General features: G+C 42.6%; 14 protein-coding genes and 1 pseudogene. 11 read left to right on the forward strand and 4 right to left on the reverse strand.

Translation table 11 applies throughout. The annotated features are described in order from the left end of the window. Positions 1-21 precede the first annotated feature (21 nt). Entirely contained in the window at positions 22-177 is a 156-nt protein-coding gene (locus J7E81_RS21055; RefSeq protein ID WP_215045415.1) for a hypothetical protein, read from the reverse strand. 126 nt (positions 178-303) lie between these two features. Between J7E81_RS21055 and J7E81_RS21060 the strand changes: the two genes are divergently transcribed. Both J7E81_RS21060 and J7E81_RS21065 read left to right on the forward strand, forming a co-directional pair. Further along, the gene (locus tag J7E81_RS21060) at positions 304-972 is read left to right on the forward strand and encodes a DNA alkylation repair protein (RefSeq protein ID WP_215045416.1); all 669 of its coding nucleotides are present in this window, start codon (positions 304-306) and stop codon (positions 970-972) included. A 79-nt stretch (positions 973-1,051) separates the two neighbouring features. Further along, positions 1,052-1,906: a Cof-type HAD-IIB family hydrolase gene (locus J7E81_RS21065; RefSeq protein WP_215045417.1), complete on the forward strand. Its 855-nt coding sequence runs from the start codon at positions 1,052-1,054 to the stop codon at positions 1,904-1,906. A 212-nt stretch (positions 1,907-2,118) separates the two neighbouring features. Here J7E81_RS21065 and bshB2 read toward each other — a convergent pair whose 3' ends face one another. The 3 genes from bshB2 to pdxK form a co-directional block, all read right to left on the reverse strand. Continuing rightward, positions 2,119-2,784 (reverse strand): bacillithiol biosynthesis deacetylase BshB2, encoded by a 666-nt coding sequence (bshB2, locus tag J7E81_RS21070; RefSeq protein WP_215045418.1) that lies wholly within the window; start codon positions 2,782-2,784, stop codon positions 2,119-2,121. Positions 2,785-2,817: 33 nt separating this feature from the next. Next, the gene (locus J7E81_RS21075) at positions 2,818-3,165 is read right to left on the reverse strand and encodes a YojF family protein (protein WP_215045419.1); all 348 of its coding nucleotides are present in this window, start codon (positions 3,163-3,165) and stop codon (positions 2,818-2,820) included. A 253-nt stretch (positions 3,166-3,418) separates the two neighbouring features. Continuing rightward, on the reverse strand, positions 3,419-4,255 hold the full coding sequence (gene pdxK / locus J7E81_RS21080; protein ID WP_215045420.1) for a pyridoxine/pyridoxal/pyridoxamine kinase: 837 nt from the start codon (positions 4,253-4,255) through the stop codon (positions 3,419-3,421). Between the two features lie 458 nt (positions 4,256-4,713). On the opposite strand from pdxK, the gene fdhD reads away from it, so the two are divergent. The 9 genes and pseudogenes from fdhD to J7E81_RS21115 all read left to right on the forward strand — a co-directional run bounded on the left by fdhD (position 4,714) and on the right by J7E81_RS21115 (position 12,921). Continuing rightward, positions 4,714-5,490 carry a formate dehydrogenase accessory sulfurtransferase FdhD gene (gene fdhD / locus J7E81_RS21085; RefSeq protein ID WP_215045421.1) on the forward strand — a complete coding sequence of 259 codons (777 nt, stop codon included), beginning with the start codon at positions 4,714-4,716 and terminating at the stop codon, positions 5,488-5,490. Positions 5,491-5,610: 120 nt separating this feature from the next. Beyond that, positions 5,611-6,183, forward strand: coding sequence for a twin-arginine translocation signal domain-containing protein (locus J7E81_RS31510; protein WP_483861575.1), 573 nt, complete (start codon positions 5,611-5,613; stop codon positions 6,181-6,183). Positions 6,184-6,195: 12 nt separating this feature from the next. Continuing rightward, positions 6,196-8,595, forward strand: a pseudogene (fdnG, locus tag J7E81_RS21090) (formate dehydrogenase-N subunit alpha); the annotation flags it as partial. Positions 8,596-8,597: 2 nt separating this feature from the next. After that, positions 8,598-9,422, forward strand: a complete 825-nt coding sequence (locus J7E81_RS21095; RefSeq protein WP_215045422.1) for a 4Fe-4S dicluster domain-containing protein — start codon at positions 8,598-8,600, stop codon at positions 9,420-9,422. Further along, entirely contained in the window at positions 9,415-9,738 is a 324-nt protein-coding gene (locus tag J7E81_RS30645) for a hypothetical protein (protein ID WP_251028788.1), read from the forward strand. The genes J7E81_RS21095 and J7E81_RS30645 overlap by 8 nt, the downstream gene beginning before the upstream one ends. Then, positions 9,699-10,127 carry a cytochrome b/b6 domain-containing protein gene (locus J7E81_RS30650; RefSeq protein WP_308162251.1) on the forward strand — a complete coding sequence of 143 codons (429 nt, stop codon included), beginning with the start codon at positions 9,699-9,701 and terminating at the stop codon, positions 10,125-10,127. The genes J7E81_RS30645 and J7E81_RS30650 overlap by 40 nt, the downstream gene beginning before the upstream one ends. Before the next feature lie 99 nt (positions 10,128-10,226). Continuing rightward, entirely contained in the window at positions 10,227-11,036 is an 810-nt protein-coding gene (locus tag J7E81_RS21105; protein WP_215045423.1) for a formate dehydrogenase accessory protein FdhE, read from the forward strand. Positions 11,037-11,052: 16 nt separating this feature from the next. Then, entirely contained in the window at positions 11,053-11,661 is a 609-nt protein-coding gene (gene mobA / locus J7E81_RS21110) for a molybdenum cofactor guanylyltransferase (RefSeq protein ID WP_215045424.1), read from the forward strand. Between the two features lie 27 nt (positions 11,662-11,688). Next, a complete protein-coding gene (locus J7E81_RS21115) occupies positions 11,689-12,921 on the forward strand; it encodes a molybdopterin molybdotransferase MoeA (RefSeq protein WP_215045425.1) in 1,233 nt (410 codons plus the stop codon). Positions 12,922-12,930 lie beyond the last annotated feature (9 nt).

The raw sequence follows: 12,930 nt of genomic DNA on the forward strand, positions 1-12,930 counted from the left end.
GCCGGGGAGGTCCCCGGCACTTTATTTATGTGGGTTTGTCTTACTCTGCTGGCTTTTATTACGCTTGTTCCCCTTGCTGTTATCGCCGCTGACAAACTCCGTGCCGAATTCCGCTTCCGCGTGTCCTGCTTGCGGTGAATTTTGATTACGGCTGCCTTTATTAATTTTCTTTGTCATGTTATGTATCCCCCCTATCTGCTAATAGTGTGTCATTGAGTCAGTGGATTATCCGGATAAAATAAAGGGAAAAATGGGAAGTAGTAGAATTAATTATCGGACAGATTTGGGAGAGGATGGATGTTAATGTTAACAAAGACACATGTTTTAACAAAGCTGTTTGAGGAGAATCGCAATGAGGACAACGCTGGGCCGATGCAAAATTATATGAAAGGTCATTTCTCTTTCCTAGGAATAAAATCCCCTTTACGTAAGGAATTAGAAAAGAAATTCTTTCAGGAAACAGGCATGCTGCTTGAGCCTTTTAATAAAGAATTCATAGAAGAGCTTTGGAATAAAGAGGAAAGAGAATATCAGTATACAGCATTAACTTATATGGAAAAATCCCTGAAGAAACTACAAAAAAGTGATTTGCCTTTCATGGAATGGCTGATTACGACCAAACCCTGGTGGGATACTGTTGATGCCATTGCTCCTAAACCAGTCGGAAATATAGCAGATAAATTTCCAGATGTTATAGAAGAAACGATTGATGGCTGGGCCATTCATGAAAATATCTGGCTGCGGAGGGCCGCGATTCTTTTTCAACTAAAATATAAGAAGAAAACGAATGAAGACCTGCTATATCGATACATATTGAAAAATGCTGAGAGGAAGGAATTTTTTATTCAAAAAGCGATCGGCTGGGCGTTGCGGGAGTATTCAAAAACAAATCCAGCATCTGTGAAGAAATTTATCGGGGAACATAAGTTAGCCCCTTTAAGTGTTCGCGAAGGCAGTAAGTATTTGGGTTGAGCTTTCCATTCTTTAATGGCTCGGGATCTGTGTTAGAATGGCAATAATATAGACAGAAAAAAGGGAAAAGGTGGACAACATGATTAAATGTATTGCTTCAGACATGGATGGAACATTATTAAATTCAAGGCAGCAAATTAGTGAAGAAAATAAACAAGCGATTTTAAAAGCACAGGCCCAGGGTGTTGAATTTGTGGTTGCTACCGGAAGGTCTTATCAAGAAGCTACATACGTACTATCTGAGGCCGGCTTATCGTGTCCTGTTATCTGTGTGAATGGGGCAGAGATCCGCTCTAAAGAAGGAGATGTCCTCTCTTCAACGCCCATAAGTAAGGAACTTGCGAGAGCGGTAGCAGCAAAACTAAGTGAACATGATGTCTATTACGAAGTTTATACAGACAAGGGTGCCTACACGATTGATCCGGAAAAGGCTGTTTCCATCTTGGTGGACATTGTTGTTAGTGCTAATCCCGAGATAGATCCTGAGGAGATTAGACATGAAGCAGGGGCGAGAATCCGCGATGGCTTAATTCATCAAATTGACGACTACGAGCTTCTATTTGCTGATGAAAATTATCTGATTTATAAAGTCTTGGCATTTTGTTTTGATCGCAGTAAACTTAAAGCGGCTGGCGCAGAGCTTCGTGATTTTTCAGACTTGGATGTTACTTCTTCCGGCCATGAAAACCTTGAAATAACGAATAAACAGGCTCAGAAAGGTCTTGCCCTCGCAACATTTGCAAAAGCTAAAGGAATTGATATGGCTGAGACAATGGCGATTGGCGATAACCTAAATGATGTCTCCATGTTCGAGCGGGCAGGAAGGTCGGTTGCCATGGGCAATGCCAGCTACGAAATTAAGGCATTATGTGATGTGATTACCGATACCAATGATGAACATGGAGTAGCACAGGCGATACTTGAAGTGTTATAGAATAGTTGCAACAAACAGATTCAATAAAAGAAGCCCTTCGCACTGAAGGGCTTTTGGTAATGGTATTGGGTGATGGCTTATTACAGGTTATACACATCCAGCTCCAGCGCCTAGCCCCTCGAGGTCACAAGTCAATCCGTCCAAAAGGTTAAAGAACAACCTTTCGCCGGGCTCGTCTTGTGCTTGTCGGGGCTGATCAAGGCGCTTACGCTTTAGAATTTATATGTCCAGAACCGTTCATTGTTAATCCAAGCCATCATTTGCGGTTCTTGATTTTTCAACTTTTCGACAGTGCCTTTAAATGAATGCTCAGTTTGCGACCGATGTGCCTGAATGGCAGCCAGCTTCTTATGAATAACAGGTGAAACATCCTTGATAATATCAGGTTCACCAAGCTCATCAATACAATTTTTGGAGAAGGCAACACAGTGTAAGGTCGGCCGCGCGGCAGCAGGCATTCTTTCAACTGCCCTAATGACAGCCGCGCCGGTGGCATCATGGTCAGGGTGAACAGAATAACCAGGATAAAAAGTGATAATCAAGGACGGGTTTACCTCATCAATGATGGCTGTAAGGGTGTCTGCTAATTTTTCATCATCTTCAAATTCAACCGTTTTATCACGGAAACCAAGCATGCGAAGGTCTTGGATCCCTATAGCCTCAGCAGCCGCTTTTAATTCTTCTTTTCTAATTTTAGGTAAGTTTTCCCGATCGGTAAACGGGGGATTTCCCATATTGCGCCCCATTTCCCCTAAGGTTAAACAAGCATAGGTAACAGGAGTTCCATTCTCGACATGTGTTGCAATCGTCCCGGATACACCAAACGCCTCGTCATCTGGATGAGGGAAAACGACCAATAAATGGCGTTCTTTTTCCATAAAACATTCTCCTTTCGGGTCTAATAGGACGTCTTATTCAAAAGGCGTTAGACTAATTTCTAATGCCACAGCAAGCTTGCCATCATGGTCATGACCTGCTAACAATAGATGATTTTCTTCATCAATTTCAAAGTGGGTGATCCCCTCAGCATAAATCCAGCCGAGATTGATCTTTAAACCCACACGATACGGACCGGGTCCTTTAATTTTTCCGATTTCATAGCGGACAAGGGCGTTGCGGATAAACGCTCCGGCAGAGAAGAACGATTGGTCATTATGTGTTGCATAGGCACCATTGGTTGTTTCAAGATGAATATAAACATCCTTATTAGCAAAAAGGTTGATAGCGTCCTGAACTTTTTTAACATCGATGAGTTCCAAAGTGCAGCCTCCTTCCAAACTGATGGATTTATACCTAATGAGTATTGTTTTTCATAATGTAATTATCATACTAAAATCAAATAGAAAATGCGAAATCCGTGCTTAATAAAAGAGCACAAGCGCCTTGCCCAGGGGAAAAGGTAGTTCATTTTTTCTAAGGCGCTTCACGCTGGACAATTCTCCATGTTAATTATTAACTTCCTGTCACAACGAAAAAGAACCGAACAAGCTCGGTTCTTCATCCTTATCATTATTATTCACAGTCCTCACAATACTCTGTTACAGCTCGTCCACTGCGGTAGGCACCATGCCAAGTGGGACCGACATATTCATTTAATGGGAAACCTTGCTGGATCCCTGCAGAGACAAATCTCTTTGCCACATCGACTGCATCATAAACGGAATTTCCTTTTGCCACTTCCGCAGCAACAGCCGCTGAGTTCGTACAGCCAGCACCATGGGTAAAGTTTGTTTCAATCTTCTCTGATTCGTAAATCTGAAACTCCTTCCCATCATACAGAAGGTCAATTGATTTTTCTTCTGTTTGAAGCTTGCTGCCGCCTTTAATTAACACGAACTTAGCACCCTGATCGTGAATTTTTACAGCTGCATCCTGCATTTCTTCAATTGTCTTTGGTGTCTTCATTCCTGCCAGCTGACCTGCCTCAAAAAGGTTTGGTGTCACGACATAAGCACGTGGCAGAAGCAATTCCCGCATCGCTTCCGTCGTTTCCGGATTTAAGACTTCATCTTCTCCTTTACAAACCATGACAGGGTCAATAACAACATGCTTTAATTGATGTTCATCGATTTTTCGTGCGACTAGCTCGATAATTTCAACAGTGCCAAGCATTCCTGTTTTCATCCCGTCAATTCCAACTGACAGAATGGTATCCAGTTGTTTTTCGAGAATGGTGACATCAATCGGAAATACATTATGATGCCATCCTTTTGGATCCATCGTGACGATACAGGTAATCCCAGTCATCCCGTAAACGCCCAGCTCTTGAAATGTTTTTAAATCAGCTTGAAGCCCCGCTCCGCCGCTTGAATCAGAACCAGCAATGGTTAATACCTTTTTGATTGCCATTATGTATGCCTCCTTTAGGAAATAACTCCTTCCTTATTATAAAACAAAATAAAAAATATAACAGGAAACTACTATGGTCGGTTGCAATTTAATTAATAGTTACAAAAAAATGACAAATGGACCAATAGTACTACTAACTAGGATACATAGTGATAAATATTACTTTCAAAATAACCTGCTGGAAGTACGATAATTTCAAAAGACAGCAAAAAGTCATATGTAACCGTTTTCTTTAACTGTATTCCTATTGTTATCTTTTATATTTTGTTGGAAATTTGACACAAATAAGGCCAAGGTGATAATGCCGCCATTCTTAAGGGAGCCTAAATACTTCAAAGGTCTTTACTCCTCCCTTCACTTGGCAATTCCGTTCAAGGCTGTGACATTAATCGCTGAGTGACATTGGTCCTATTTTTACAATAAAGAATAAGGAAAAATTTCCTCAAGGAGGGGATGGTATGGGCCGTAAAGGCTGTCCCGATGAATATCCAATATCCTTACATCTTAACGGCTATGAGATAGCTGTTTTTCAATTGACGAAATACAATCTAGACGATTGGACATATGGGTATTTGTTCTCTGAAGGATTCATCCAGGATGCAAAGGATATTGAAACCATAACCATAGATGAAGAGATGGGAGCGATCCATGTTTCCCTTCATTCACAGCTTGATGAAGAACAGTTTTTTTTGAAAAAGAAACACTATACGGCCGGTTGTGGCAGAGGGGTAACCTTCTTCTCAATGACCGATGTTAAAAACTTTGCCAAGGTGGCCGCAGGCCAAAAGTATCTATTAAGTTACTTATTAAAAAAGAGAAGTGAGTTTGCTGGAGCCTCAAGCCTTTATCTGGAAACAGGCGGAATGCATGGAGCTTGTATTGTCGAGGAAGACGGAACTATCACCATCCGTGAAGATATTGGCCGCCATAATGCGGTTGATAAAATTATTGGGCACGCACTGCGAAAGGGTTTACCTCCTGAACGGTTAATTTTACTGACAACCGGAAGGGTTTCATATGAAATGCTCTCAAAAGCTGCAAAATTTGGCTTTCCTGTGATCGGCTCCCGTACTGCCGCCACCAAACAGGCTGTTCAGCTGGCAAAATTCTTAAATATTGAGGTAATCGGCTATTTAAGAGGGAAAATGGCTACGGTCTATACCTCTACAGGAAGAGTCAAAAATGATCTTTCACAAGAAATAGACTTGGAGAGAAGCATTGAAGGGGGGAATTGAAAACAGAGTTAAAACGCAGTAAATAAATAGAGAGAAAAAAGCATGTTCCGTAAAACCAATAGGAAAGGTACGGCTGCTTTCAGAGGGATGTTCTAATCATTTTTGGGAAGGAGAATAGTGATGGTTGAAATGAACTTAAACCGTCGGCAATTCTTAAAGCTATCAGGTGCAACGGCCGCAACTCTTGCAGTTGTTGAACTAGGCTTTAATGATAAAAAAGCCTATGCGGACACAAAAAATTTCAAGATTGCAAAAGCTACTGTAACACCAACCATTTGCTGCTTTTGTGGTGTAGGATGCGGGATACTCGTCCACACCAGAAATAATACCGTGGTTTATACGGAAGGGGATCCGGATAACCCGATTAACGAAGGTAAACTATGCAGTAAAGGAACAACATTACGACAAATTTATACATCTGAAAAACGTGTAACAAAACCACTGTATCGTGCTCCTGGCAGCAATAAGTGGGAAGAAAAAGATTGGGAATGGATGCTTGACACCATCGCCAAACGTACGAAGGAAACACGTGACGCTTCATTCGTTGAGAAAGAAGCAGGCATTACCGTAAATAAAACAGAAAAGATTGCCAGCCTTGGCGGCGCGGCACTTGATAATGAAGAAACCTATTTAGTATCAAAATTAATGAGAGGGCTTGGTGTCACTTACTTAGAGCACCAGGCACGAATATGACATAGTTCTACGGTTGCCGGTCTGGCACCTACATTTGGTCGTGGAGCAATGACAAATCACTGGAATGACCTACAGTGGACAGATTGTGCCCTCATTATGGGAGCCAATCCTGCTGAAAATCATCCAATCAGTTTTAGATGGCTGACAAAAGCGAAGGAAAAGGGCGGAAAAATTATCAGCGTTGATCCGCGTTATACACGGACATCTGCCGTGTCTGATCTCTATGCCCCGCTTCGTTCTGGAACGGATATTCCGTTTGTCGGCGGTATGATTAAATATGCTATTGAAAATAATCTCATTCACAAAGACTATGTTGTGAAATATACAAATGCTTCCTTTATCGTGAAAGAAGGCTACGATTTTAAAGATGGTCTTTTCTCTGGATATGACGAAGCAAAACGAGTTTACGATAAAACGAAGTGGGCGATTGAAACCACTCCGGATGGAAAACCAGTCAAGGATGAAACCTTAGCACATCCTCGTTCGGTCTTTCAATTAATGAAAAAACACTATTCCCGCTATGATGTGGATACAGTAACGTCCGTAACAGGAACACCAAAGGAAGATTACTTAAAGGTTTGTAAAGCCTTCTGTGAAACAGGAAAAGTAGGTAAATCAGGTACCATCCTTTATGCAATGGGGACAACCCAGCATACAGTTGGCTCACAAAACGTTCGGATTTTTGCAATCCTGCAGCTTCTATTAGGTAATATTGGGCTGCCAGGCGGAGGAATCAATGCGATGCGCGGTGAATCCAACGTTCAAGGCTCAACGGACTTTGGCTTGTTATGGGATAACTTAACGGGTTACCTTGCTGCACCAAAAGCAACGTTTCCGGAGCATGCTACATTGGATGGTTATTTGAAAAAAGAAACACCGCCATCTGGCTACTGGAGCAACAAACCTAAATTTGTGGTCAGCTTGTTGAAATCTTGGTACGGAGCAAATGCGACCAAAGATAACGAGTTCGGCTATCAGTTTTTACCAAAAGGCAATAAAAACTACTCGCATATTAACTTATTTAAAGCGATGTTCAACAACGAGCTTGAGGGTGCGTTCCTTTGGGGTACAAACCCAGTTGTCGGCGGACCTAACGCTGGTAAAGAAAAAGAAGCCCTTGGCAACTTAAAATGGCTTGTTGCTGTTGACCTTTGGGAAACAGAAACGTCAGCTTTTTGGCAAAAAGAAGCTGGCAATGATGCAGCCAGCATTAAAACAGAAGTATTCCTTCTTCCGGCTTGTTCTTCGTATGAAAAAGAAGGAAGTATTTCAAACAGCTCACGCTGGATGCAGTACCGCTGGAAAGCAATAGAGCCGAAGGGTGAGTCCCGTCCGGACCTTGATATCGTTCATGAACTTGCTATAAAGCTTAAAAAGCTATATGCAAACAGTCCAAAATCAGCCGATCAGCCATTCTTAGCTCTTGATTGGAATTATGGCATCGGTGAAGCACCAAATTTAGACGCCATTGCCAAGGAAATTAACGGTTATGACCTTAAAACAGGTAAATTATTAAAAACCTTTGGCGATTTAAAAGATGATGGCACCACTTCAAGCGGTAACTGGATTTATTCCGGCTTCTATCCTGAAGAAGGAAAAAATCTATCGCAGCGCCGTGATAATAAAGATACAGGCGGCGGAAATTTCTTAAATTGGTCCTTTGCTTGGCCGGCAAACCGCCGAATTCTATACAACCGTGCTTCGGCAGACCCAAGCGGTAAGCCATGGAGCCAGGAAAAAGCAGTGATTTGGTGGGATGCTGCCCAGAAGAAATGGGCCGGAAATGATGTCCCAGACTTTAAAGCAGTCATAGCGCCTGCCGATCCAGGCGGAACAGGTGCCTTTATGATGAACAAAGACGGAGTCGCTTTATTATTTGCACCAACGATGAATGACGGCCCGTTCCCTGAACACTATGAGCCATTTGAGAGTCCTGTAGTTAACGCATTCTCATCCGTAAATTTAAACCCTGCCGTTGTCATTAATGACGGTGACTTTAACAAAAAAGGCTACATGGTGGACTACCCGATTGTTGCAACCACCTATCGGACGGAAGCTCACTGGCAATCAGGTTCGATGACGCGTAACCAAGAGTGGCTTTCCGAGATTGCTAGATATATGTATGTTGAATTAAGTGAAGAACTTGCCAAAGAAAAAGGGATCAAAAATAAAGACAAAATTATTGTCACCTCTGCCCGCGGCAAAATTGAAGCTTATGCAATGGTAACAAAACGCTACAAACCGTTTACCGTTAAAGGTAAAATAGTGCACCAAATCGGAATGCCTTGGAATTTTGGATACAAAGGGTACGCAACAGGAGCAACAGCAAACCGCCTGACTCCACATATTGGGGATGCCAACACGATGATTCCGGAATATAAAGCATTCCTATGTGACATAAGGAGGGCTTAGTGATGGCTGAATACGTAAAATACGTTGATGTTACCAGGTGTGACGGCTGTAAAGCCTGTATGGTGGCCTGTAAAAACTGGAATGACCTTCCGGCAGAAGTAACCGCATTCCAAGGAAGTGCCCAATCACATCCAAAAACAAGTGCTGATACATGGAATGTTCTCCAATATGTCGAGCATGAAAACGGAAAAGGCGATTTAGAATACCTTTTCCGTCACTCATCCTGCTTCCATTGTGATACAGCTGCCTGTGAAAAGGTTTGTCCTGAGAATGCCATCAGTTACTCAAAATTTGGGTCTGTTGTGATTGACCATGATAAGTGCGTAGGCTGCGGCTATTGCGTACAAAACTGTCCATTTGAAGTGATTTCATTAAAGACTTACAAAGATAAGAACGGTAAAGAATACAAAAAATCTCAAAAGTGTACGATGTGTACGGACCGTCTCGAAGAAGGCTTACAGCCTGCCTGCGTGACGACTTGCCATACCGATGCGATGCAGTTTGGCAAAAAAGATGAAATGCTGGCTAGAGCCAAGAAACGTTTAGCTGAGGTTAAAGAACGTTTCCCTAATGCGAACATCTATAATCCAGAAGGGGTTGGAGGAACACATACCATCTACCTGCTGGCTGAACGGCCTAGTGTTTATGGTCTTCCGGAAAATCCTAAGGTTCCAACATCCGCAGTCGTTTGGAAAGATTACACACAGCCAATCGGCAAGATGATGCTTGGTGCCACAACGATGGCGCTTGTCGGAGCATTTATTACCAATAACATTATCAGTAAAAGAACACAAGGTCAGGAAGATGGAGGGGATAGCCATGAGTAATCATCAAAAGCATCCAAAGGCTAATGAGCAAATTCGCCGCTTTCCTAAGGCATTTGTTTGGGCACATGCGATCAATGGAATAGCCTTCTTTGCCCTTTACATCACAGCCCTGCCAATGTATACCGAATTTTTTGATTGGCTATATCCAGTCTTTGGCGGCCCGGCAAATGCCCGGCTGTTGCACAGAATTTTTGCTGTAGTGTTTATAACACCTACATTCATCTTACTGCTCTTTAGTCCTAAGTTTCTTTTTCTCTGGACGAAAGAATTAATCACGTGGAAAAGCGGGATCTCCAGTTTTTCGGTAATTTTGTGAAAGAGTTGTTCGGCTTCAGGTTTGATCATGTAAAACAGACATTCTTTAACGCAGGTGAAAAAATTAACTCCATTCTTCAGATCTTTTGTGCCATCTTGGTGATTGCTTCAGGCTTCATGATGTGGTTCCCTGAGTTTTTTCCAAGAGCACTTGTTCAGTGGGGTTACGTCCTTCATAATGTTGGGTTTGGCCTAGGAATCGCCGTTATTGTCGGCCATATTTATCTTTCTGTTGTGCACAAACACTCTAGACCAGGTTATTCAGGTGTTGTAACAGGCAAGGTCCCAGCATGGTGGGCAAAAGGCCACTATGAGGACTGGTATGACGAAGAAGTGAAAAAAGGCAACTTCCCTAACTTAGATGATCCGAAACGTAAAAAGGGTGCCTAATATAATACAACCATTCGAATAAATTTTATATTTTAAAAAAAGGGATGGCTGTCGAAAATATGACAGCCATTTCTTATCACAAATATGAGGTGTGAGATCATGATTAAATCCGTTGTTTCAAAGGAATACCAGGAACTGCAAAAAGAGATCGTCAAGCTTCAAGAACAATGGAAGCTGCAGCTTGACCCGGAAACCATCAGACCAAACCTTGATAAAGCAGCCATGGAAGCAGGGGTCCCTGCAGCCGCTTTAACGGTTATTGATTTTGAAATTTCACTATTTTTACAGTGGATAGAGGAAGTTAACGCCCTGCTTGTAAGCAACAATCCTGAGTTAGAGCCGAAGCTTGCTGGTATCACTGCTTTACTTACTGAAGAAACAGCCATTCGCTGGATTGAAGAGGCCTTTGCTTTCAATCATGTCTATTTTACGGCCTATGCAGAGGAAAATGAGCTTGAAGAATGGATTCCTCATTTCCTTGCCGAAACAGCCCTGCGGCCATACCTGCAGCTAACAGCAGAAAAAGTTCAGCCTGAGATTGACCATGCTGTCCCGGGTGCGGGCTGCCCTGTTTGCGGTGAACCTGTTAGATTAGCAGCCATTGATGAGGATGGAAAAAAGATCATCCACTGCCCGCGTTGTTTTGCTCATTGGTCTGCAAGACGCTTGGAGTGCTCACACTGCGGCAATGAAGATCATCACAGTATTTATTTTTTAGAAATTGATGGCGATGTAACGTCGAAAATTCAAGTTTGCGAGGAATGTAACGGCTATATTAAACTAATTGATAGCAGACAATATATTACAAAACCGTCGGTGGCATTATTGGACCTTAACTCCATTCATCTCGATATGGTTGCTCAGGATAAAGGGTATCATTCCGTCGGGGAAAAGAAACAGACAAATTAAGAAGGTGCTTTTATAAATGAAAGCTGCAGCGATTATTTTAGCAGGCGGGAAATCCAGCCGGATGGGGACAAACAAAGCCCTGCTTAAAATCAATGAAAAGACGAATATTGAAAGAATAGTAGATAAGCTAAAACTTCTTTTTGATGATATAATTCTTGTAACGAATGATTCTGAACAATATGAATTTTTAAGTGTACGGATGGTCCCGGACCACTATCCCGGCCAAGGGCCGCTTGCGGGAGTTCAAGCAGGCCTTACGGCGTCAGACTACGATCTCAATTTGATTGTGGCCTGTGATATGCCGTTTCTGTCGAACGAGCTGGCTGAGGCCCTGGTTACCAATGCCCTGCACTATGATGCGGTCATACCAGTCATCCATGGCAAACAGCAGCCGCTATTTTCTGTTTTTAAAAAGCAAACTGCTGCTGTTATAGAGGAACAGATTCAAGCAGGACAGCTGCGGATGAAACATTTGCTTGACCACTTGAACGTGCTCTATCTGACTGAAAAAGAACTAGAAACCTATTGTCAAATGGGGTTAGATCAAGTCTTTTTTAATATGAATCACCCAGAAGAATATGAAGAGGCCAAAAAGAAGGCTGAGTCTGATTTTTTAAACATGTAGAACAATCTAAGGGGGAGTAAGGGAACCATGCAATTTTTTAAAGTTAAGACAGTTGAAGAAACATTTACCTTAATAGATGAAAAAATATCAGCGATTGGGGATACAGAGGTTAGAGAGCTCTCAAGCGCCCTCCATTATATTCTCGCGAGTCCGGTGGCTGCTAAGGAAAATGTACCGAGTTTTGACCGCTCAACTGTCGATGGTTATGCTGTCCGCGCCAAAGATACGTATGGTTCCTCTGAATCCATGCCCGGCTTTTTAAACGTTGCAGGTGAAGTGAAAATGGGTGAAGTTCCGACGGTAGAAGTAACGAAAGGCAGCGCTGTTTATGTCCCGACAGGCGGTATGCTCCCCAAGGGAAGTGACAGCGTTATCATGATTGAACACTGCGAGGATGTGGATTCACTTCTCAATACGTACAAGCAAATCGCTCCTTTAGAAAATGTGATACGTGCCGGAGAAGATATTAAACAAGGAGAAATTCTTCTCACAAGCGGAACAAAGCTTCGGCCCCAGGAATTAGGGGCACTCGCCTCATTAGGAGTCACCCATGTAACGGTTTTTAGGAAAGTAAAGGTCGGTTATCTGTCTTCAGGTGATGAAATCGTCCCATATCAAACAGAAACATTACAGGAAGGGCAGATTCGTGATATCAACTATTTAACCATTGCAGGTCTTGCCCAGGAATGGAATGTTGAGGTGGTATATGGCGGAATTGTCCGTGATGACTTTGCCGAATTTAGCGAGCGTGCCCGTGCCCTTTATGATGAGGTCGATTGTTTAATCCTTTCAGGAGGCAGCTCGGTTGGAGCAAAAGACTATACAACAGATGTTATCCAATCATTAGGAGAACCGGGCGTGTTCGTCCACGGGATCAGCATCAAACCAGGAAAGCCTACGATTCTAGCCTTAGCGAATGGAAAGCCCGTCATTGGTCTGCCGGGACATCCTGCCAGCGCGATGATTATCTTTAAGCTATTCGGCGAGCATGTTCTCCGCAAATTAAAAGGAGAAACAAGTGAACGCAAACCGGATCGTATTTTTGCAAAAATAACGAAAAATATTCCATCCTCGATGGGCCGGGCTGATTATATCCGCGTCCGTCTCTTAGACAAAGAAGGAGAATGGTGGGCTGAGCCCATTATTGGTAAGTCGGGTTTAATTACTACATTGGTTAAAAGCGATGGTATTGTCGAGATTAGTTCAGAAAAAGAAGGAATTTCACAGGGCGAATGGGTTCCTGTGATTCCATCAAGGTAAGGGGTTAAA

Origin of the sequence: Bacillus sp. ISL-18, assembly GCF_018613415.1 — a bacterium.
In the GTDB taxonomy this organism is placed as follows: Bacteria; Bacillota; Bacilli; order Bacillales; family Cytobacillaceae; genus Neobacillus.

Excerpts from the sequence above, each read along its gene's own strand:
- J7E81_RS21055 (WP_215045415.1), bottom strand. The coding sequence starts at position 177 with ATGACAAAGAAAATTAATAAAGGCAGCCGTAATCAAAATTCACCGCAA.
- J7E81_RS21060 (WP_215045416.1), top strand. The coding sequence starts at position 304 with ATGTTAACAAAGACACATGTTTTAACAAAGCTGTTTGAGGAGAATCGC.
- J7E81_RS21065 (WP_215045417.1), top strand. The coding sequence starts at position 1,052 with ATGATTAAATGTATTGCTTCAGACATGGATGGAACATTATTAAATTCA.
- bshB2 (WP_215045418.1), bottom strand. The coding sequence starts at position 2,784 with ATGGAAAAAGAACGCCATTTATTGGTCGTTTTCCCTCATCCAGATGAC.
- pdxK (WP_215045420.1), bottom strand. The coding sequence starts at position 4,255 with ATGGCAATCAAAAAGGTATTAACCATTGCTGGTTCTGATTCAAGCGGC.
- fdhD (WP_215045421.1), top strand. The coding sequence starts at position 4,714 with ATGGGCCGTAAAGGCTGTCCCGATGAATATCCAATATCCTTACATCTT.
- J7E81_RS31510 (WP_483861575.1), top strand. The coding sequence starts at position 5,611 with ATGGTTGAAATGAACTTAAACCGTCGGCAATTCTTAAAGCTATCAGGT.
- J7E81_RS21095 (WP_215045422.1), top strand. The coding sequence starts at position 8,598 with ATGGCTGAATACGTAAAATACGTTGATGTTACCAGGTGTGACGGCTGT.
- J7E81_RS30645 (WP_251028788.1), top strand. The coding sequence starts at position 9,415 with ATGAGTAATCATCAAAAGCATCCAAAGGCTAATGAGCAAATTCGCCGC.
- J7E81_RS21105 (WP_215045423.1), top strand. The coding sequence starts at position 10,227 with ATGATTAAATCCGTTGTTTCAAAGGAATACCAGGAACTGCAAAAAGAG.
- mobA (WP_215045424.1), top strand. The coding sequence starts at position 11,053 with ATGAAAGCTGCAGCGATTATTTTAGCAGGCGGGAAATCCAGCCGGATG.
- J7E81_RS21115 (WP_215045425.1), top strand. The coding sequence starts at position 11,689 with ATGCAATTTTTTAAAGTTAAGACAGTTGAAGAAACATTTACCTTAATA.